General features: G+C 61.7%; 18 protein-coding genes. 13 read left to right on the top strand and 5 right to left on the bottom strand.

All coding sequences use genetic code 11. The features are described 5' to 3' along the window. Positions 1–159: 159 nt before the first annotated feature. Together BN1118_RS00905 and BN1118_RS00900 are read left to right on the top strand one after the other, a co-directional pair. Positions 160–1,560 (top strand): L-cystine transporter, encoded by a 1,401-nt coding sequence (locus tag BN1118_RS00905; RefSeq protein WP_043554159.1) that lies wholly within the window; start codon positions 160–162, stop codon positions 1,558–1,560. An 87-nt stretch (positions 1,561–1,647) separates the two neighbouring features. Continuing rightward, a complete protein-coding gene (locus BN1118_RS00900) occupies positions 1,648–2,976 on the top strand; it encodes a CoA-disulfide reductase (protein ID WP_043554157.1) in 1,329 nt (442 codons plus the stop codon). A 126-nt stretch (positions 2,977–3,102) separates the two neighbouring features. On the opposite strand, the gene BN1118_RS00895 is transcribed toward BN1118_RS00900, so the two are convergent. Continuing rightward, positions 3,103–3,858: an outer membrane protein assembly factor BamD gene (locus BN1118_RS00895; RefSeq protein ID WP_043119513.1), complete on the bottom strand. Its 756-nt coding sequence runs from the start codon at positions 3,856–3,858 to the stop codon at positions 3,103–3,105. A gap of 117 nt (positions 3,859–3,975) precedes the next feature. Here BN1118_RS00895 and rluD point away from each other — a divergent pair, with 117 nt between their 5' ends. The 4 genes from rluD (at position 3,976) to BN1118_RS00875 (ending at position 9,470) form a co-directional block, all read left to right on the top strand. Next, the gene (gene rluD, locus BN1118_RS00890; RefSeq protein WP_043142683.1) at positions 3,976–4,956 is read left to right on the top strand and encodes a 23S rRNA pseudouridine(1911/1915/1917) synthase RluD; all 981 of its coding nucleotides are present in this window, start codon (positions 3,976–3,978) and stop codon (positions 4,954–4,956) included. Between the two features lie 110 nt (positions 4,957–5,066). Then, positions 5,067–5,804 carry a peptidoglycan editing factor PgeF gene (gene pgeF, locus BN1118_RS00885; RefSeq protein ID WP_043554156.1) on the top strand — a complete coding sequence of 246 codons (738 nt, stop codon included), beginning with the start codon at positions 5,067–5,069 and terminating at the stop codon, positions 5,802–5,804. Between the two features lie 207 nt (positions 5,805–6,011). Continuing rightward, complete coding sequence (gene clpB, locus BN1118_RS00880) at positions 6,012–8,585, top strand: ATP-dependent chaperone ClpB (protein WP_043554154.1); 2,574 nt, start codon at positions 6,012–6,014, stop codon at positions 8,583–8,585. Between the two features lie 60 nt (positions 8,586–8,645). Then, on the top strand, positions 8,646–9,470 hold the full coding sequence (locus BN1118_RS00875) for an MBL fold metallo-hydrolase (protein ID WP_043554153.1): 825 nt from the start codon (positions 8,646–8,648) through the stop codon (positions 9,468–9,470). A 335-nt stretch (positions 9,471–9,805) separates the two neighbouring features. Here the strand turns inward: BN1118_RS00875 and asnA are convergent, their stop codons facing one another. Further along, positions 9,806–10,798 carry an aspartate--ammonia ligase gene (gene asnA, locus BN1118_RS00870; RefSeq protein ID WP_043554152.1) on the bottom strand — a complete coding sequence of 331 codons (993 nt, stop codon included), beginning with the start codon at positions 10,796–10,798 and terminating at the stop codon, positions 9,806–9,808. A 153-nt stretch (positions 10,799–10,951) separates the two neighbouring features. Between asnA and asnC the strand changes: the two genes are divergently transcribed. After that, entirely contained in the window at positions 10,952–11,413 is a 462-nt protein-coding gene (gene asnC / locus BN1118_RS00865; RefSeq protein ID WP_043554151.1) for a transcriptional regulator AsnC, read from the top strand. Between the two features lie 178 nt (positions 11,414–11,591). On the opposite strand, the gene BN1118_RS00860 is transcribed toward asnC, so the two are convergent. Beyond that, complete coding sequence (locus tag BN1118_RS00860; protein WP_043554150.1) at positions 11,592–12,356, bottom strand: substrate-binding periplasmic protein; 765 nt, start codon at positions 12,354–12,356, stop codon at positions 11,592–11,594. Between the two features lie 85 nt (positions 12,357–12,441). On the opposite strand from BN1118_RS00860, the gene BN1118_RS00855 reads away from it, so the two are divergent. Then, on the top strand, positions 12,442–12,978 hold the full coding sequence (locus tag BN1118_RS00855; RefSeq protein WP_043554149.1) for a DUF2301 domain-containing membrane protein: 537 nt from the start codon (positions 12,442–12,444) through the stop codon (positions 12,976–12,978). On the opposite strand, the gene BN1118_RS00850 is transcribed toward BN1118_RS00855, so the two are convergent. Then, entirely contained in the window at positions 12,975–13,379 is a 405-nt protein-coding gene (locus tag BN1118_RS00850; RefSeq protein WP_043554147.1) for a CBS domain-containing protein, read from the bottom strand. The genes BN1118_RS00855 and BN1118_RS00850 overlap by 4 nt on opposite strands. A gap of 134 nt (positions 13,380–13,513) precedes the next feature. On the opposite strand from BN1118_RS00850, the gene BN1118_RS00845 reads away from it, so the two are divergent. Then, on the top strand, positions 13,514–14,218 hold the full coding sequence (locus tag BN1118_RS00845; protein WP_043554145.1) for an SDR family oxidoreductase: 705 nt from the start codon (positions 13,514–13,516) through the stop codon (positions 14,216–14,218). Positions 14,219–14,238: 20 nt separating this feature from the next. Here BN1118_RS00845 and BN1118_RS00840 read toward each other — a convergent pair whose 3' ends face one another. Then, positions 14,239–14,751 (bottom strand): 2-amino-4-hydroxy-6-hydroxymethyldihydropteridine diphosphokinase, encoded by a 513-nt coding sequence (locus tag BN1118_RS00840; RefSeq protein ID WP_156994783.1) that lies wholly within the window; start codon positions 14,749–14,751, stop codon positions 14,239–14,241. 127 nt (positions 14,752–14,878) lie between these two features. Between BN1118_RS00840 and cydH the strand changes: the two genes are divergently transcribed. The 4 genes from cydH (at position 14,879) to BN1118_RS00825 (ending at position 18,278) form a co-directional block, all read left to right on the top strand. Then, positions 14,879–14,971, top strand: a complete 93-nt coding sequence (gene cydH, locus BN1118_RS21490) for a cytochrome bd-I oxidase subunit CydH (protein WP_017409791.1) — start codon at positions 14,879–14,881, stop codon at positions 14,969–14,971. A gap of 105 nt (positions 14,972–15,076) precedes the next feature. Beyond that, positions 15,077–16,477, top strand: a complete 1,401-nt coding sequence (locus BN1118_RS00835) for a sensor histidine kinase (RefSeq protein ID WP_043554143.1) — start codon at positions 15,077–15,079, stop codon at positions 16,475–16,477. Positions 16,478–16,485: 8 nt separating this feature from the next. After that, positions 16,486–17,001, top strand: coding sequence for a hypothetical protein (locus BN1118_RS00830; protein ID WP_043142662.1), 516 nt, complete (start codon positions 16,486–16,488; stop codon positions 16,999–17,001). Continuing rightward, a complete protein-coding gene (locus BN1118_RS00825) occupies positions 16,998–18,278 on the top strand; it encodes a sigma 54-interacting transcriptional regulator (protein ID WP_042870179.1) in 1,281 nt (426 codons plus the stop codon). The genes BN1118_RS00830 and BN1118_RS00825 overlap by 4 nt, the downstream gene beginning before the upstream one ends. Positions 18,279–18,329 lie beyond the last annotated feature (51 nt).

Raw genomic sequence — 18,329 nt, 5'->3', positions numbered from 1 at the left:
GTCAGGGGCGCGCCTGCCAGGCGCGGCCCGGTTTTGTGTCACCCCGGTTGCACCGGGGGGCAAGTCGCCACGATGCGGCACGTTTCAGGGAGGAGTGTGCATACAGGACACTCGTCCGTATACCTCGGGCCCGGCCCGATTATTTTGGGGAATATCGTCATGACTCTTAGCGTTATAGGTAATCTGGCCATCCTGGTCATGTTGCTGCTGTTTCTCTATCGGTTGCAGCAAACCCACGTCAGCTTCACCCGCCGGGTCTTCTCGGGGCTGGGGCTGGGCATCCTGTTCGGCGCCGCCTTGCAACTGCTGTATGGTGCCGGCTCCAGCGTGCTGGTGCAGACAGGTGACTACCTGGATATCGTCGGCAGCGGCTATGTGAAGCTGCTGCAGATGATCATCACCCCGCTCATCATGGTCTCCATCATAGGCGCCATCCTCAAGCTCAACGGCGGCACCGCCCTTGGCAAGATCAGCGCCATGACCATAGGCGTGCTGATCTTCACCACCATGATTGCCGCCGGGGCGGGCATACTGATGTCCAACCTGTTCGGCCTGACCGCCGAAGGACTCACCGCCGGCGCCGCCGAGACAGCTCGTGGCGCCGCGCTGCAGACCACACTCGGCAGTGTCGAGGGAATGTCCTTTGCCAAGATGGTGTTGGAATTCATCCCGGCCAACCCCTTCCTCGATATGACGGGGGCGCGCAAGACCTCCACCATAGCCGTGGTGATCTTCTCCATCTTCATCGGCCTGTCAGCCACCGGCATCGCCCGCAAGAAGCCCGAGATCTTCGCGAGCTTCGGCCACTTCATGCAGGTTGCCCACGTCATAGTGATGCGGATGGTGACCCTGGTGCTGCGCCTCACTCCCTATGGCGTGCTGGCGCTGATGACCAAGGTGGTATCCGGTTCCAACTACGCCGACATCCTCAACCTGCTCAGCTTCGTCATGGCGTCCTACGGCGCCATCGCCATCATGTTTGCGGTGCACCTGCTGCTGGTGAGCCTGGTGGGCATCAACCCGGCCCGTTACCTGAAGAAGATCATGCCGGTGCTGGCCTTTGCCTTCACCTCCCGCACCAGTGCGGGCTCGATCCCGATGAACGTGCAGACCCAGACCAAGGCGCTCGGCATTCCTGAGGGGATCGCCAACTTCGCCGCCTCCTTCGGTTCGACCATAGGCCAGAACGGCTGCGCCGGCATCTATCCGGCCATGCTGGCGGTGATGATAGCCCCGACCGTGGGGGTCAATCCCATGGATCCCGGCTTCATCATGACGCTGATCGCCATCATCACCGTCAGCTCGTTCGGGGTGGCCGGGATCGGTGGCGGTGCCACCTTCGCCGCGCTGATCGTGCTCTCAGCCCTGGACTTCCCGGTGGCGCTGGCGGGCCTGCTCATCTCCATCGAGCCGCTGATCGACATGGGCCGCACCGCGCTGAACGTTTCCGGCTCCATCACGGCAGGCACTGTCACCAGCCGCCTGTTGGGTGAGACCGACATGGCGGTGTTCAACAACGAGCACGAGGTGTGTCTGGACGGCGAAGAGTCCACCATCTGATCCGCTTGCCAGGGGAGGGGCCAGCCCCTGCCCGTCTATAGACAGAAGGGAGGGCATGCCCTCCCTTCGCCATTGAAAGGAGAGAGTATGAGAATCCTGATCATAGGTGGCGAAGCCGCCGGTATGAGTGCGGCGGCCAAGGCGCGCCGGCTGGCCAAGGATGCCGAGATAGTGGTGTACGAGGCCTCCGAGGTGATCTCCTTCGGCGCCTGCGGCCTGCCCTACTTCGTCGGCGACGAGTTTCAGGAGCCGGGCTTCATGGCCGAGTTCACACCGGAACAGTTCGCCGCCAAGGGGATCGAGGTCAAGACCGGCCACCGGGTGCTCGGTATCGATGCGGCCGCCCAGACCCTGCGGGTGGAGCACAAGGGCGACACCTTCACCGATCGCTATGATCGGCTGATGATAGCCACAGGTGCCCGTGAAGTGATGCCCCCCATCCCCGGCCTGCAGCAGCAGGGGGTATTCGGCCTGCGCCGCATGGCCGACGGGCTGGCGCTGAAGGAGGCGGTGCAGGACAAGCGCAACACCCGCGCCCTGGTGATCGGCTCCGGCTTCATCGGGCTGGAGGTGGTCGAGGCCCTGGTGCATCAGGGTAAAGAGGTGCGGCTCATCGAGCTGGCGGATCGGGTCATTCCCGACGCTTTTGATGGCGAAATCACCCGGCACATAGAAACCGAACTGCGCGAGCAGGGGGTCTGTGTCCATCTGGGTGAGCGGGTTGAAGCTCTGCTGGGGGATGGCAGGGTCACGGGCGTGCGAACCAGCCAGGGCGAGTATGAGGCCGATATCGTGGTGGTCTGTACCGGAGTCAAGCCCAACACCGAGTTCCTGGCCGACACCGGCATCAAACGGCTGGCCAATGGCGCCATCGAGGTGGACAGGCAGGGCCGCACCTCGCTGGCCAACGTCTGGTCTGCCGGCGACTGCGCCAGCGTCTGGCACAGCGTCAAACAGCAGCAGGTCTATGTGCCGCTAGCCACCATGGCCAACAAGCTGGGCCGAATGGTGGGCGAGAACCTGGCCGGGGCCGAACAGGTGTTCCCGGGCACGCTGGGCTCCGCGGCGCTCAAGGTGCTGGGGCTGGAGGCGGGTCGCACCGGTCTTTCTGAGCAAGAAGCCAAGGCGATGGGCATCGACTATCGCACCGTCGTCATCAAGGACAAGTGCCACACCAACTACTGCCCCGGCCAGTCCGACATCCACGTCAAGCTGGTCTATGAGGCGGGCAGCAAGCGGCTGCTGGGGGGGCAGATCCTGGGTCGCAAGGGGGCTGTCCACCGTATAGATGCGCTGGCGGTCGCCATCACCATGGGAGTGACCACGGAGCAGCTCGGCATGCTGGACTTTGCCTACGCCCCGCCCTTCTCTCGCACTTGGGACGTGCTCAACGTGGCGGGTAATGTGGCCAAATAGCTGACTGAAGATGGCGGCGCATACACGGCGCCGTCATGCCAGTTGCACTCTGCAGGTAAATGGCAGACATAAAAAAACCGATGCCTGGGCATCGGTTTTCTGTTGCGACCGGTTTGGCCGTTGAACTCAGCCGCGGCCGAGACGGTTGTCCGGGTAGTTCTTGGCCAGCACTTCGCGGGCATGCTGGGCCAGGGCCGGCATCTTCAGCGTGTCGTAAGACTCGACCATGATCTCCAGCGCCTTCTCGGTTTCGGCCGTGTCGGGATAGGTCTCGACAATCAGCTTGGCCCGGTTGGCGGCGGCGATCAGCGCATCGCGCTTCACGTAGTACTCGGCCACGCTCAGGTCGTAGCGGGCAAGGCGGTTCTTCAGGCCGATCATGCGAGCACGGGCATCGGCGGCATAGACGCTGTTGGGATAGTTCTGCAACAGGGTCTTGAAGTCCTGGAAGGCCTGACGGGCATAAGAGGGGTCTTTGTCGTCCCGATTGATGCCCAGGAAGTCCTGGAAGAAGTTGTAATCGCCGGCCATGTTGGTCAGGCCGCGCATGTAGAACACATAATCGATATTTTTATGCGCCGGATTGAGGCGGATAAAACGGTCGATATTGGCGATCGCCTGGGCGGTATCGTCCTGTTTGTAGTAGGCGTAAATGAGGTCAAGCTGTACCTGGTTGGAGTAGGCGCCGAAAGGATAGCGCGAGTCCAATGCTTCCAGTAATTCGATAGCATTCAGGTAGTTACCGGCATCCAGCTTGAGGCGTGCTTTCTGGTACAGGGTCTCCGGCGGTTCGTCGGGGACCTTGGGTTTGGTGCTGGAACAGCCCGTGATCAAGGTAGCAACCAAGGCGAGCGACATCAGCAGGTGAGACTTCTTTCCCATCAACAACATCCGGTCCATTTCCACGAAATTGGCAAAGTATCCGTTATGCTTGGCTAAAAGAAAAGCTAGAATACCCGGATTATTTCGAATTGATACCCCCCGCTCAAGAGACCATACATGAGCCAGCATATTGAACTGACAGGCGAATTTCAGGATCACCAATTCGGGCAGCGACTCGACCAGGCCCTGGCCGAATTGTTTCCAGACTACTCCCGAACCCGCATCAAGGAGTGGATTTTACAGGACAGAGTGACCCTGGATGGTCAGGTTGCGAACACCCCGCGCGAGAAGGTACTGGCCGGGCAACAGGTGCATGTAGATGTCGAGCTGGAAGATGACACCCGCTGGGATGCCCAGGACATAGCGCTCAACATAGTCTACGAAGATGAACACATTCTGGTGATCGACAAACCGGCCGGTCTGGTGGTTCACCCGGGTGCAGGCACGCCGGATGGCACCATACTCAACGCCCTGCTGCACCGCTATCCCGGCATCGCCGAGGTGCCCCGCGCCGGTATAGTGCACCGTCTGGATAAAGACACCACAGGCCTGATGGTGGTTGCCAAAACCGTGCCCGCCCAGACCCATCTGGTGGAAGCGCTGCAGGCGCGCCAGATCACCCGTGAGTACGAAGCCATCGCCATCGGTCACATGACCGCAGGCGGCACAGTGGATGCGCCTATCGGCCGTCACCCGACCCAGCGTACCCACATGGCCGTGGTGCCCAATGGCCGTCCTTCCGTGACCCACTACCGGGTACACGAGAAATTCCGTGGCCACACCCGTCTGCGTCTGCGTCTGGAAACCGGTCGTACCCACCAGATCCGTGTGCACATGGCTCACATCAAGCATCCGCTGGTGGGGGATCCCGCCTACGGTGGCCGTCTGCGCCTGCTGCGCAATGCGACCCCTGAGCTGACCCAGATGCTGCGCAGCTTCAATCGTCAGGCGCTGCATGCCACCATGCTGCAACTGGCGCACCCCATCACGGGTGAAGTGATGCAGTGGCATTCCGAGACGCCGCAGGACATGGTGGATCTGATGGAAGTGCTGCGCGCTGACACCCTGGCCAATCCGGACGATTTGGTCTGGAACTGATGCAATAGGGCCTGCGTCGGTTTCTGCCGCCATCCGGCCCGAAGAGATGCCAAACGGGGTTCCCTTGCAGGAGCCCCGTTTTTTATAGCGGTGAATTGAAGGAGTCACAGATGAAATGGATCGAACCCGACTGGCCTGCACCTGCGAACGTCAGAGCCTTGTCGACCACCCGGGATGGCGGTGTCAGTGACGGGGTCTTTGCTGGCCTCAATCTGGGGGCTCACGTGGGGGATGAACCGGCGCGAGTCGAGGCCAATCGCGCCCGGCTGCAGCAGGCCGCCCGGATCCCCGGCCCCCTCAACTGGCTCAATCAGGTGCACGGCACCGTCGTTCATCCGGTCAGCAGCCATTATCAGCAGGCGCCGGATGCCGATGCGGCTTGCGCCCATGAGGCGGGGCAGGCCTGCATAGTGATGACCGCCGACTGCCTTCCCGTGTTGTTTTGCGATCGGGCAGGTTCTGTGGTGGCTGCCGCCCATGCCGGTTGGCGCGGGCTGCAAGGAGGCGTATTGGAAACCAGCATCGCGGCCATGGGTTGCGATCCTCGCGATCTTCTCGCCTGGCTTGGCCCGGCCATAGGCCCCACGGCGTTCGAGGTGGGGGGCGAGGTGCGCGACGCCTTTATGGCTGAACAGGCCGAGGCGGCTGCGGCTTTCATCCCTTCACCCAACGAGGGGAAATGGCTGGCGGATATCTACCGGCTGGCCAGGCTGCGTCTCGCCCGTTCCGGTGTGAGCGCCGTCTACGGCGGCGAGTTCTGCACCTTCGGCGATGGCGAGCGGTTCTACTCCTATCGTCGCGACGGTCAGACCGGCAGAATGGCCTCCATCATCTGGTTGGCCCGCTAAGAGCCTGACAAGCACACAGTCAGCAATTACCCCGCTTTTCTCACGATCAGATCAGCGTGAGAGAGGCGGGGATCCTGCCTTCTCCCCGCTTTGCAGAAAAAATAACCAGTCCAGGCCCTTGAAATAACCCGTACGGGCCGCATCTTTCTTGTCAGAAAGTCATGTTGTTTGCCGCACGAGCGGCGTCTGTCTGAAAGGGGGAGTGCGATGCGCCTCGATCGCCTGACCAGCAAATTCCAAGTTGCTATTTCCGATGCCCAGTCTCTTGCACTGGGTCGTGATCACCAATTTATCGAACCCGTCCACCTGATGACCGCTCTGGTCAATCAGGATGGTGGCTCCATTCGTCCACTGCTCACCCTGACCGGGATGGACATCAATGCCCTGCGCTCTCGCCTCGGCGAAGAGCTGGATCGGCTGCCCAAGGTGAGCGGCGTGGAGGGCGATGTGCAGCTCTCCAACGGCCTGGGTCGCCTGCTCAACGTCTGTGACAAGCTGGCTCAGCAGCGCAAGGATCAGTTCATCTCGTCCGAGCTGTTCGTGCTGGCCGCTCTCGACGAGAAGGGCAACCTGGGCGAGCTGCTGCGTGCCCAGGGCTTGAGCAAGGAGAAACTCGAAGCCGCCATCGACAAGGTGCGCGGTGGCAGAAAGATCGAAGATGCCAACGCCGAGGAGAATCGCCAGGCGCTGGAGAAGTACACCATAGACCTCACGGAGCGGGCCGAGATCGGCAAGCTGGATCCCGTGATAGGTCGCGATGAAGAGATCCGCCGTACCATCCAGGTGCTGCAACGCCGTACCAAGAACAACCCCGTGCTGATCGGTGCCCCCGGCGTCGGCAAGACTGCCATCGTCGAAGGGCTGGCCCAGCGCATCATCAACGGCGAAGTGCCGGAGGGGCTCAAGAACAAGCGGGTGCTCTCCTTGGACATGGGGGCCCTGGTGGCCGGTGCCAAGTACCGCGGCGAGTTTGAAGAGCGACTCAAAGCCGTGCTGAGCGATCTCGCCAAGGAAGAGGGCAACGTCATCCTCTTCATCGACGAACTGCACACCATGGTCGGCGCCGGCAAGGGCGAAGGGGCCATGGACGCGGGCAACATGCTGAAACCTGCGCTGGCCCGTGGCGATCTGCACTGCGTCGGTGCCACCACCCTGGACGAGTACCGCCAGTACATAGAGAAAGATGCTGCCCTCGAGCGCCGCTTCCAGAAGGTGCTGGTGGAAGAGCCGAGCGTGGAAGACACCATCGCCATACTGCGCGGCCTGAAGGAGCGTTACGAGCTGCACCACCATGTGCAGATCACGGATCCGGCGATCGTGGCGGCGGCCCAGCTGTCGCACCGTTACATCGCCGATCGCCAGTTGCCGGACAAGGCCATTGACCTCATCGACGAGGCTGCCGCCAGCATCCGGCTGCAGATCGACTCCAAGCCAGAGTCCCTCGACCGGCTGGAGCGGCGCATCATACAGCTGAAACTCGAGCAGCAGGCGCTGATGAAAGAGGATGACGACGCCAGCCGCAAGCGACTGGATCTCATCAATCAGGAGATTGGCGAAAAGGATCGGGAATACAACGAGCTGGATGAGGTGTGGAAGGCCGAGAAGGCTGCCCTCGCCGGCACCCAGCACATCAAGGCGGCACTGGAGCAGGCCCGTCAGGATCTCGACGTGGCGCGTCGCGCCGGCGATCTCGGTCGCATGTCCGAGCTGCAATACGGCCGTATTCCCGAGCTGGAGAAGCAGCTGGATCTCGCCACTCAGGCCGAGATGCAGGAGACCAGTCTGCTGCGCAACCGGGTCACGGACGTGGAGATAGCCGACGTGCTGGCCCGTGCAACCGGTATTCCGGTGGCCCGCATGCTGGAAGGGGAGCGCGACAAGCTGCTGCGGATGGAAGAGCAGTTGCACAGCCGTGTGATAGGCCAGGAGGAAGCGGTTGAAGCCGTCTCCAATGCCATTCGCCGCTCCCGTGCCGGGCTCTCGGATCCGAACCGTCCCATCGGCTCCTTCCTGTTCCTCGGTCCCACCGGGGTGGGCAAGACCGAGCTGTGCAAGGCGCTGGCGGAGTTCCTGTTCGATACCCAGGACGCCATGGTGCGGATCGACATGTCCGAGTTCATGGAGAAACACAGTGTGGCCCGTCTGGTGGGTGCACCTCCGGGCTACGTGGGCTATGAGGAGGGGGGTTATCTGACCGAGGCGGTACGCCGTCGCCCCTACTCTGTGATCCTGCTCGATGAAGTGGAGAAGGCGCACCCGGATGTGTTCAACATCCTGTTGCAGGTGCTGGACGATGGCCGCCTGACCGATGGTCAGGGTCGTACCGTCGATTTCCGCAACTCGGTCGTCATCATGACTTCCAACCTGGGGTCGGATCTGATCCAGGAGCACCACTCCGAGAAGGATTACGACGAGATGAAGGCCATGTTGATGGAGGTGTTGACCCGCAGCTTCCGGCCCGAGTTTATCAACCGGATCGACGAGACTGTGGTGTTCCACCCCCTCGACGAGGCTCACATCAAGTCCATCGCCCGCATCCAGCTCAAGAGCCTGATGGGCCGCCTGGAGGCTCAGGGTTACGAGGTGGAGGTGAGCGAGGCGCTGCTCGAGAAGCTGGTGCACGCCGGGTTCGACCCCGTCTACGGGGCACGGCCCCTCAAGCGGGCGATCCAGCACAAGGTGGAGAACCCGCTGGCGCAGGCGCTGCTCTCCGGTCGCGTCGTTCCCGGCAAGAAGTTGCTGCTGGGGGCCGACAGCAACGGCCTGACCATGACCCAGTGATGGGATTGTCGATGAAAAACGCAGGCCTGGTGCCTGCGTTTTGTTTTGTGGGGAGGTGGCATGCTTAAGTTTTCCGTACTGGTCGATGACGAGGTGCATCAGCCCGGCTGCTTGCCGGAGAAAGGGTTGGCGCTGCTGCTGGAGTGCGATGACCTAAAGGTGCTGTTTGACAGCGGGAGAGGGAAGGCCTTGCGCCATAACGCCGGGGTCATGGGGATGGATCTCGCCTCGCTCACCCACGTGGTGCTGTCCCACGGTCATTACGATCATGTGGGCGGTATCGGCTCGCTGCCCGTCTATCCCGATCCTGTCCCCTTGATAGCCTGTCCGGATGTGTTCCATGAGCGGGGCTACTTCCTGCCGTTGCTGCCTCGACGCTACAACCTCTATCGACTCTCGGGCGATCTTGCGCCGGCGGCTCTGGTGGCCAGAGGGCTGCTTCCTCACTGCTCTGCCGAGCCGGTCTGGCTGTCCGAGCGGCTGGTGTTTCTGGGATCCATCCTGAGGCGGGATCAGGCCAAACCCTCCCTGCTCGGCTACATAGTACGCGGTGGGCGGGTCGAGAAGGATCTTATCAGCGACGACTCGGCGCTGGCTTACAAGAGTCCCCAAGGCCTTATCATCTTTATCGGCTGCGGCCATGCGGGGGTCGAGAACATAGTGCAGCGGGCCCGGGAGGTCTGTGGCGAGGAGCGGGTGCACGCCATCATAGGCGGCTTGCACCTGAAATTTTCCGGCCCGCAGCGGGCGCGGGCGCTGAGCATGTATCTGCAACAGGAGGGCGTGGAGAGCCTCTTTGCCTGCCATTGTACCGGCAAGCGGAAAGTGAGGCTGCCACGGCAGACCAATATAGGTGCGGGGTTCACATATGTATTTCCGCCATAAAAAAGCGGCAATCCGAAGATTGCCGAGAGGAATGTAGTGACGCGACCTGACGTGGGTTGAGCGGGTCGCAGGGGCAAACCCCGGTTTCGCAAAGGGCCATCAGGGATGTCCACTCTGCTTACAGCATGCCCGTGATGCGCTCTCTCATCCCGGGCGGCCACACACCTGTCAGGCCTGGCCCGCGTGCCGCGGCTCGCAGGCCAGACCCATTGAATTATCCTGCTTACAGCATGCCCGGCACGGCGGCCTTCATTTCGGACGGCCATTCCCCGACCTGTGCATGCCTGCCTATGTGCTCCTTTGCGGCGACATGAGATGACCAAACACTCATGTGTTTACAGCATGCCCGGGATGGCGGTTTTCATCTCCGCCGGCCAGACGCCGACCTGAACCTGACCTATGTGTTCCTTTTGCAGCAGCAACATGGCCAGACGGGATTGGCCTATGCCGCCGCCTATGGTTTGCGGCATGCGCGCGGCCAGCAAATCCTGGTGCCAGTCGTATTGCAGGCGATCTTCATCGCCCGTGATGGCGAGCTGGCGGCGCAGGGCCTCGGCGTCTACCCGGATCCCCATGGAGGAGATCTCGAAACTGTCTTCCAGCACAGGGTTCCACACCAGGATGTCACCGTTCAGGCCGGCCAGCCCCAGCTCGCTGTGGCTGCTCCAGTCGTCATAGTCAGGGGCACGCACATCGTGGCGCTCGCCGTGGGAGAGGGCTCCGCCTATGCCGATGAGGAAGACGGCCCCCAGCTCCTTGGCGATGGCGCGTTCGCGCTCCTTGGCATCGAGATCCGGGTAACGGGTCAGCAGCTCTTCGCTGTGCAGGAACTGGATCTCGCCTGGCAGGAAGGGGGTCAGCGCGTGTTCGGCACAGACGGCGCGCTCGGTGGCCTTGATGGCGGCCCAGATGCCGCGCACTGTCTCCTGCAGATAGGCCAGATCGCGACGCTCGCTCGGCATCACCTTCTCCCAGTCCCACTGATCCACGTAGACAGAGTGGATGGGGGTGAGGCGATCCTCGTCCGGACGCAGCGCCTTCATGTGGGTGTAGATGCCTTCGCCCGGGCCGAAACCGAAGCGACCCAGGGTTTGGCGCTTCCACTTGGCCAGGGAGTGGACCACCTCGTAGCTGTGTTCAGGCAGGGTCTTCACCTTGACCTGCACCGCATTCTCGTGGCCAGAGAGGTTGTCTTGAGTGCCATCACCGACCCGGCTCAGAATGGGGGCTTGCACCTCCATCAGGCCCAGTTGCTGGGCGAGTTGGCGGGAGAACATCTCTTTGACGAAGCTGATCTGTTGCTGGCTGCGAATGTAGTGCTGTTTCATGCTGAATACCTGTCTCAAATCCGTTGGATGTGACGATTCTTCAACAGATTGCCAAGTAAATTCAATATTCGATAATATAAATAGGCTTTGTGTGTTTTTTTCTTCAAAATAAACCCATTATTAATGAGGTATCGTCAACGGGAGTGCAAAAAAGTGCCGGAAAATTATCGGATCGATAATCTCGATCAGGCCATCCTCACCGCCCTGATGGACAATGCGCGGATCCCTTACGCCGAGTTGGCCAAACAACTGTCGGTCAGCCCGGGCACCATCCATGTGCGGGTGGAGAAGATGAAGCAGGCAGGGATCATCGAAGGGACGCGGGTGCAGGTGAACGCCAAGAAGCTGGGTTATGACGTCTGCTGCTTTATCGGCATCAACCTCAAGAGCGCCAAGGATTACCCCTCGGCCCTGGCCAAGCTGCAGGCGCTGGACGAGGTGGTGGAGGCCTATTACACCACGGGCCACTACAGCATCTTCATGAAGGTGATGACCCGCTCCATCGACGAGCTGCAGACTGTGCTGATCCACAAGATCCAGACCATAGAGGAGATCCAGTCCACTGAAACCCTGATTTCATTACAGAACCCAATATTGCGAGACGTTAAGCCCTGAGGCCTGTTGCGTGGGGAGGGGCGCGGGAGATCCATTTCACATGCGAAACCCTGATTTCACTGCAGAACCCGATATTGCGAGACGTGAAGCCCTGAGGCCTGTTGCGTGGGGGGATGCGCGAGATCCATTTCACATGCGAAACCCGATCTTGTGTGATGTGAAGCCCTGATCGCCGGGATCAGGGTTCGATATAGGGGATGCCGTACTTGTCGTAGATGGCCTTGAGCCTGCCGTTGCGCTTCATGTGCAGCAGTTCGGCATCATAGGCCGCCATCAGGGCCGGGGTGCCGGCATCGGCCCTGGCCTTGGTCCAGACGGTGTAGTAGGGGCTGGCCTTGAGCGGCTTGGGCAGGTAGTCGAGCTTGCCCTCCAGCCCCTCCTCCTTGATCTGGGCGAAGGCGGTGACCAGCGGCATGGGCACGGCATCTATGCGTCCGGCGATCAGCTTGCGCAGTTGCAGCTGGTTGATGGGGATCTCCTGAAAGTGATAGGCCGGATCGGCCAGGGCCGCCGTCAGCTCAGGGGTGTAGGAGAAATCTTTGGTGACACCGATGCGCCAGGGTTTGAGATCGCTCAGGGTGTCGTAGCGGATCTTCATCATGTCGGCCTTGCGCACGAAGAAGTGCCAGCTGTGGCGCAGGTGGGCCTGCTGCGGGTAGAGCAGATAGCGCTCTCGCTCCGGCTTGTAGGAGTGGGTCATCACCAGATCATACGCGCCGGTTTCGGCATTGCGGGTGAGGCGGGCGCCCGAGTCGGTCAGCTCGATCCTGATGGGGACCTTGAGCTTGCCGAAGATGGCGGTGACCACGTCCACATCCAGCCCGCAGGGGCGGGCCTGGTCGTCCAGAAATTTCAGAGGCGGCTCCAGCGTGCCACCTATGACCAGTTCTTTGGCCTGAAGCCAGAGGGGAAGCAGCAGGCAGAGCAGAATGAACCTTCGCAAACCACATCTCCTGCACGGAATAGGGAATCGCCCACGGGCATAATTCAAGTATATTGGCCCGGATATTCAACAGAGACGACCCCGGATGGCAAATCCTGAAATCGAAAGTGAACTGGACGGTATCGACAGGCTGTCGGTCTGCCTCTATCGCCTTGGCCTGAGTCTGGCAGCTTTATTGCTTGTGTGTCGAGGGGCCAGCCTGCTGATTGGGCAGGATTTTTTACCGCCGGCGATCTGGCTGGCGGCCATGGCGGTGGCGAGCGGGGTGTGCGGGCTCTGTCTGCATATCTATGACAAGCGTATTCGCTTCATCCTGCAGGCGACGGCCTGGGGCGGCCTGATGCTGAGCGCCTGCGGGGCGCCGGACGTGCTGGTGTTGGGGGCTGTGCTGGCCACGCTCTCCGGCCTGGCGTTCAAGGAGCAGTTCTGTTTCGCCATTCCTGGCATCAAGGCGGTGCCCCTGTTGCTGCCGCTGTTATGGGGGCTGGAGTGGGCCCGGCTCGGCTGGGCCACCGCCCTGGTTGCCCTGGCGTGCGGCCTGTTGCTCTGCCTGCTCAGTCTGGCCAAGTGGCGCATGCCCCTGCACTTCGACATAGGTGACAAGGGGCGCTACCAGAGCTAGGTCTGCTGGCAGCCCTTCATCTGGCGGTTGAGGGCCTGCATCACCTGATGGCGGCTGATGATGCCGATCACCTTGCCCCCTTGCAGCACCGGATAGATCTTGGGCCTGGCCTCGCTCATCTGGCGCGCCAGCTCCAGTATGCTGTCGTCCGGGCCGACCGAGAGCGGCGTGTGGCTCATCAGATCTTCCACCCGGGTGCGGGTGTCGCAGTGGTAGCTGCCGGTGAGCAGGCTGGGTATGCAATCCTGTTCGGAGAGAAAACCGATCAGCCGCTGCTGCTCGTCCAGCACCGGCAGGCCGCTCAGCCCTGAGTGGTGCAATCTGTCCAGCGCCTCGGCCAGGCCGAGTTGCGGGGTGAGGGAGTGGGTCAGGCGGCTCATGTGATCGCGGATCTGCAGCATGTGGGTAGCTCCAAAAGGGGTAAAGTGGTGTCACTATGGCCGCTGGGCGGCGGACGGGGCCAATGGCTTGTGCCGTGGAGATTGATAGGCAGGGCCCTGCCACGGGTCGGCAAGCAATGACAAAAGGAGAGGTTATGCGTGCATTGGTGACGGGGTGTGGCCGCCGGCTCGGCTTCTATCTGTGCGAGCAACTGGTGGCGGCCGGCTGGCAGGTGACGGGCAGTTATCGCAGCGAGCGGCCCGAGCTGGCCAGACTGGCGGCGCTCGGAGTCGAGCTGGTGCAGGCGGATTTCGCTTGTGAGGAGGAGGTCGGCAGGCTGATCGAGGCGCTGGCCGTTCATCAGGATCTGGCGCTGGTGATCCACAACGCCTCGGCGTTTGAGCCGCAGGCGGCGGATCCGGCGGTGCAACTGGCCCAGTTCGAGCAGTTCTATCGGGTGCACATGGCGGCACCCTTCCAGCTCAACCGGGCGCTGGCGCCCCAGCTGGCGTGCAACGTCAATGCCGGCATCATCCACATCACGGATATCTATATTCACGCCCCGGCCCCCCAGTTTGCCAGCTATGTGGCCACCAAGGCGGGGGCTCACTCCCTTGCCATGAGCTTTGCCCGTGAACTGGCACCCGCCATCCGGGTCAACACCATAGAACCTGGCCCCATCCTGTTTCTCGACGAACATGGCGACGCGTGGCGCCAGCAGGTGCTGGCGAAAACGCCGCTGGCGCGGGAAGGGGGGCTGGAGCCCATCTGGCAGGCGGTGCAGTTGCTGATGGAGAACGACTACATGACGGGCGCCAGCATCCGGGTCGATGGCGGCCGCAGCCTGGCTGTCATCTGAGCCTTGACCCGGAGCGGCGCTCAGCTCCTGGCGACCGAGGCCTCTGCCGCCTGCTGCAGGGCCAGGGGGGTGAGGCCGACCTGCTGCTCCTCGATCACCTTGCCCGCCATCAGCCGGGTGTGCAGTGGCAAGGTGACCTTGCGATCGCGCACCTCCCCCTGCCCATACAGCTCGGCCAGCAGCTCGTTGAGGTAGGCATCGACCCGGGTAGCGGCGAAGTCATCGGTCGGGTTGCTGGCCAGAATGTCGATGTCCAGCGGCCGGTCGAGCACCTTGCAGTTCGGATCGCTGCGATCCCGGCCGTGGGCCAGCTCCATGGCGATGAAGACGGTTTTCAGCTGCAGGGGCGTCAGCGTGCTTTCGGTGACGAACAGGCAGTTGAGGAAGTCGTGGCGGGAGTGCATCCCCACCGGCTTGGTCTGGATCACCGAGCTCAGTTGCAGGCGACCGAAACGCTCGAGCAGTTCGCCGACCGCCTGGCTGACATGCTGGTGGGGATCCAGATTCGATCCAATGCTGCACAGATAGAACATCTTCATCGGTCCTTGAGTAGGGCTCATCTGAAATGTATACACGGCTCACGGTAATCGGATTAACTATGCATTAACATCAAATTGTCTGTTGTGATCAGGCTCTATGTTGGCAAGAAAGGAGGTTTGCATGAGTGTGGAACTGAAGTGGGCACTGTTGACCGCGTCTGGCGCGTTGGCGATGATCCTGATTATCTGTGTGGCATCCGTCGGTCTGGCGTGAACCCCATCCCTCATTTTGCAGTATGAACCGGCCTCCTGGCCGGTTTTGCTTTTTGGAGGAGTGCGGATATGCTGGCCCACCCATGATGAATCGAGACAGCCCAAGATGACCAAGGTACGTCCACGCTCCCTGTTGCAAGTGGTATTGATGGGCTTCGTCCTGGTATTGATGCCGCTGGGCGGCATGATCTGGCACGACAGCCAGGCTCTCGAACACCTCAGCCAGTTGACCAGCGACGAGCTGGAACGGGCGGTGCGCGATACCCGGCGGGCGACGCTGCTCACCACTCAAGCCATTGATCTGGAACGTACTCTTCGTCGTTATGCCGTGCTGGGGGATGATCGCATCCTGGCCAGCTATCAGCAGCAGCTGGCGAGCTATCGCGGCCTGCTCGCCGCCCATCAAAGTTCGATCCCGGATGCCGAGGCCTACACGGGTCTCGAGCAGGCACTGACCTGGCTCGACAGCCTGCAGGATCTGGCCCGTGCCAAGGCCGAGTCGACCAGTCCGAAGTTTGATGATTTTAACCATGTTAATCAGCAGCTTGAGATCATCACCCGCAGCCAGGTAGACGAGCATGTCAGCCGGGTGCGGGCCACCATAGCCGACCTGATGACGGAGATCTGGTGGGTCAGCGGTTTCGTGGCCGTACTCAGCCTGCTGCTGGTATTGCTGTTTACTTATCTGATCATCCACCCGGTACGTCAGATTGAGTCGCGGATCTTGAGCCTGGGTGCCGGTGTGGAACCGGACAAGCGCCCGGTGGACGGGCCGGCCGAGCTGGTGTTGCTGGGGGAGCGGATCGGCTGGCTGCACGACAAATTGAAGGAGCTGGAGCAGCAGAAATACCAGTTCCTGCGCCACGTTTCCCACGAGTTGAAGACCCCGCTGGCGGTGCTGCGGGAGGGGGCGGATCTGCTCTCAGAGCAGCTTGTAGGGCCCTTGACCCCGGATCAGCAGGAGATCTGCCAGATGCTGGAGGAGAACAGCCGCAGGTTGCAGACCCTGATTGAACGCCTGCTCGATTTCAACCGCCTCAGCCAGCAGGAGGTGTTCAGCTTGACCCCGGTGGCGCTGGCGCCCCTGTTGTCAGAATTGTCTGCCGAATACCGGCTGGCGCTGGAATCCAAACAAATCAGTGTACACTTGCCGACCGATCCGATCATGCTGCAGGCCGAACCGTATCGCTTGCGGCTGATCCTCGATAATCTGTTTTCCAACGCGGTCAGTTATGGCGCCATGGGCGGCCAGATCTGGATCCGCGCCGGGCAGGATGCCGATGGCGGCTGGCTGGAAGTGGCCAACGAAGGGCCCTCCATTCCGGTGGCCGAGCGGGAACGGATCTTCGAGCCGTTCGAGCAGGGCAGCATAGTGCGGCAAGGTTTGTTGAAGGGCTCCGGCATGGGGCTCTCCATCGCTCGCGAGTCGGCAATGAGCCTGGGCGGCGAGTTGGTATTGGTTGAAGATGAACAGGCGGATGTCTGTTTCCGGTTGACGTTGAAGTGAAGCCTAAGATGAAACAATGTGTTGTTCCGGTATTGATGATGGGTCTGCTCACAGGCTGCTCCCTGTTGCCCGCGGGTGAACCGGCGGCGTCGTCGGATCTCGCCCTCGCCAAGCGGATGGAGTTTGCCAACAAGGAGATGCAGGTGCGCCTGCAGTACTCGGACTGGCTGCTGGCCAGCCATGCCCAGCAGCGGGTGCAGGAGCGTCAGCGCCTCAAGGGGGCGAGCGACATCGAGAGCCGGGTCAGCCTGGCCATGGTCAACACCCATCCGTCCGAGTCGGTGGCAAATCGCCGGGCCGGACTGGACAAACTCAAGAGCCTGCTGCCCGAGCTGGGGCTGGATGCCCAGGCCTTCCTGCGCAGCTGGATTGCCCTCGGCGAGGAGCTGCTGGCCCGTGACAGCCGGCGTGACGATCAGAGTCAGGAGGTGCAGCGTCTGCGCCGCCAGATCGAACAGCTCTCCGCCATCGATGAACAGCTCAATCAGCGCAAGCTGAACGGCAATGGCGAGGCGCTAAAATGAGTCGCATCCTGCTGGTCGACGACGATGTCAGCCTGCTCAAACTGATGAGCATGCGCCTGCGCAGCCAGGGCTACGAGGTGGATACCGCCGACAGTGCCGAAGGGGCGCTGGACAGACTGCGCCAGCAGCGAGCCGATCTGGTGCTGAGCGATCTGCGCATGACCGGCATGGATGGACTGGCGCTGTTCGAGCGCATCCAGTCCCAGTGGCTGGGGCTGCCGGTCATTATCATGACAGCTCACGGCACCATACCCGACGCCATTCAGGCCACCCGTTCCGGGGTATTCAGCTTTCTCACCAAGCCCATCGACAAGGATGAGCTGTTTGCCACCATAGAACATGCGCTGAGCCTGACTCGCCCAAAGCAGCGGCAGGATTGGCAATCGCTGATCCTGACCCGCAACCCGCAGATGGAACAGTTGCTGATCCAGGCCAACAGCATAGCCGGCATGGAAGTGCCCGTGCTGATCATGGGTCCTTCCGGCTCCGGCAAAGGGGTGATGACCCAGGCGCTGCATCAGGCCAGCAGTCGCCGTGACAAGCCGCTGCACGCCATCAACTGCGCCGCCTTGCCGTGGGCCGCGCTGGATCTGCAACTGTTCGGCGAGGATGGTCAGTCCGGCCTGTTCGAGCAGGCCAAGGGGGCGACCCTGTTTCTCGACGAGATAGGAGATCTGTCGGAGTCCTTGCAGGCCAAGCTGCTGCAGGTGCTGCAGGAGTACGGTCAGGGCATCCCCGAGGTGCGGGTCATCAGCTCCAGCCATCAGGATCTGGTGGCGGCGATGGAGGAGGGGCGCTTTCGGGAGGATCTCTTCTACCGCCTCAACGTGGCCAACATCACCTTGCCGCCCCTCAGTGCCCGCAGCGAAGACATTCCGCTGCTGGCCAGACAGGCGCTGGACGAATATCGCAGCCGTCACGGCGACTGCGCCGCCCTCGGCTTCTCGCCGGAGGCGCTGGCCCTGCTGGCCGCGGCGGGCTGGCCCGGCAACGTGCGCCAGCTCTACAGCGTGGTGGAACAGCTGGCCAGCCTCTGCTGCAGTCCTGTGATCGGCGCCGCCATGGTGGAGTCCGCCCTGAGCGGCGGCAGCGGCGGCATCCCCTCGTTCAACGAGGCGCGGGCCGAGTTCGAGAAGGAGTATCTGATCCGCCTGCTGCGTACCACAGAGGGCAACGTGACCCTGGCGGCCAACATGGCGGGCAGAAACCGTACCGATTTCTACAAGCTGTTGAATCGGCACGGTATAGAAGCGGCAAACTTCAAGTCGAAGGGATAAATGACAGAGGGGCGGCCCGTCGATGACGGACCGCCCCTCTTGTTTCAGACT

The sequence above is a fragment of the Aeromonas bestiarum genome (genome assembly GCF_000819745.1).
Lineage (GTDB): Bacteria > Pseudomonadota > Gammaproteobacteria > Enterobacterales > Aeromonadaceae > Aeromonas > Aeromonas bestiarum.
This window is presented reverse-complemented; position numbering and strand designations above follow the sequence as displayed.

What these genes read in the sequence shown, in the direction of transcription:
- cydH (WP_017409791.1), top strand. Translation starts at nt 14,879, where the DNA reads ATGAGTGTGGAACTGAAGTGGGCACTGTTGACCGCGTCTGGCGCGTTG.
- BN1118_RS00900 (WP_043554157.1), top strand. Translation starts at nt 1,648, where the DNA reads ATGAGAATCCTGATCATAGGTGGCGAAGCCGCCGGTATGAGTGCGGCG.
- BN1118_RS00835 (WP_043554143.1), top strand. Translation starts at nt 15,077, where the DNA reads ATGACCAAGGTACGTCCACGCTCCCTGTTGCAAGTGGTATTGATGGGC.
- BN1118_RS00850 (WP_043554147.1), bottom strand. Translation starts at nt 13,379, where the DNA reads ATGCTGCAGATCCGCGATCACATGAGCCGCCTGACCCACTCCCTCACC.
- BN1118_RS00830 (WP_043142662.1), top strand. Translation starts at nt 16,486, where the DNA reads ATGAAACAATGTGTTGTTCCGGTATTGATGATGGGTCTGCTCACAGGC.
- BN1118_RS00845 (WP_043554145.1), top strand. Translation starts at nt 13,514, where the DNA reads ATGCGTGCATTGGTGACGGGGTGTGGCCGCCGGCTCGGCTTCTATCTG.
- BN1118_RS00895 (WP_043119513.1), bottom strand. Translation starts at nt 3,858, where the DNA reads ATGGGAAAGAAGTCTCACCTGCTGATGTCGCTCGCCTTGGTTGCTACC.
- pgeF (WP_043554156.1), top strand. Translation starts at nt 5,067, where the DNA reads ATGAAATGGATCGAACCCGACTGGCCTGCACCTGCGAACGTCAGAGCC.
- BN1118_RS00825 (WP_042870179.1), top strand. Translation starts at nt 16,998, where the DNA reads ATGAGTCGCATCCTGCTGGTCGACGACGATGTCAGCCTGCTCAAACTG.
- BN1118_RS00905 (WP_043554159.1), top strand. Translation starts at nt 160, where the DNA reads ATGACTCTTAGCGTTATAGGTAATCTGGCCATCCTGGTCATGTTGCTG.
- BN1118_RS00840 (WP_156994783.1), bottom strand. Translation starts at nt 14,751, where the DNA reads ATGTTCTATCTGTGCAGCATTGGATCGAATCTGGATCCCCACCAGCAT.
- BN1118_RS00855 (WP_043554149.1), top strand. Translation starts at nt 12,442, where the DNA reads ATGGCAAATCCTGAAATCGAAAGTGAACTGGACGGTATCGACAGGCTG.
- clpB (WP_043554154.1), top strand. Translation starts at nt 6,012, where the DNA reads ATGCGCCTCGATCGCCTGACCAGCAAATTCCAAGTTGCTATTTCCGAT.
- rluD (WP_043142683.1), top strand. Translation starts at nt 3,976, where the DNA reads ATGAGCCAGCATATTGAACTGACAGGCGAATTTCAGGATCACCAATTC.
- asnA (WP_043554152.1), bottom strand. Translation starts at nt 10,798, where the DNA reads ATGAAACAGCACTACATTCGCAGCCAGCAACAGATCAGCTTCGTCAAA.
- BN1118_RS00875 (WP_043554153.1), top strand. Translation starts at nt 8,646, where the DNA reads ATGCTTAAGTTTTCCGTACTGGTCGATGACGAGGTGCATCAGCCCGGC.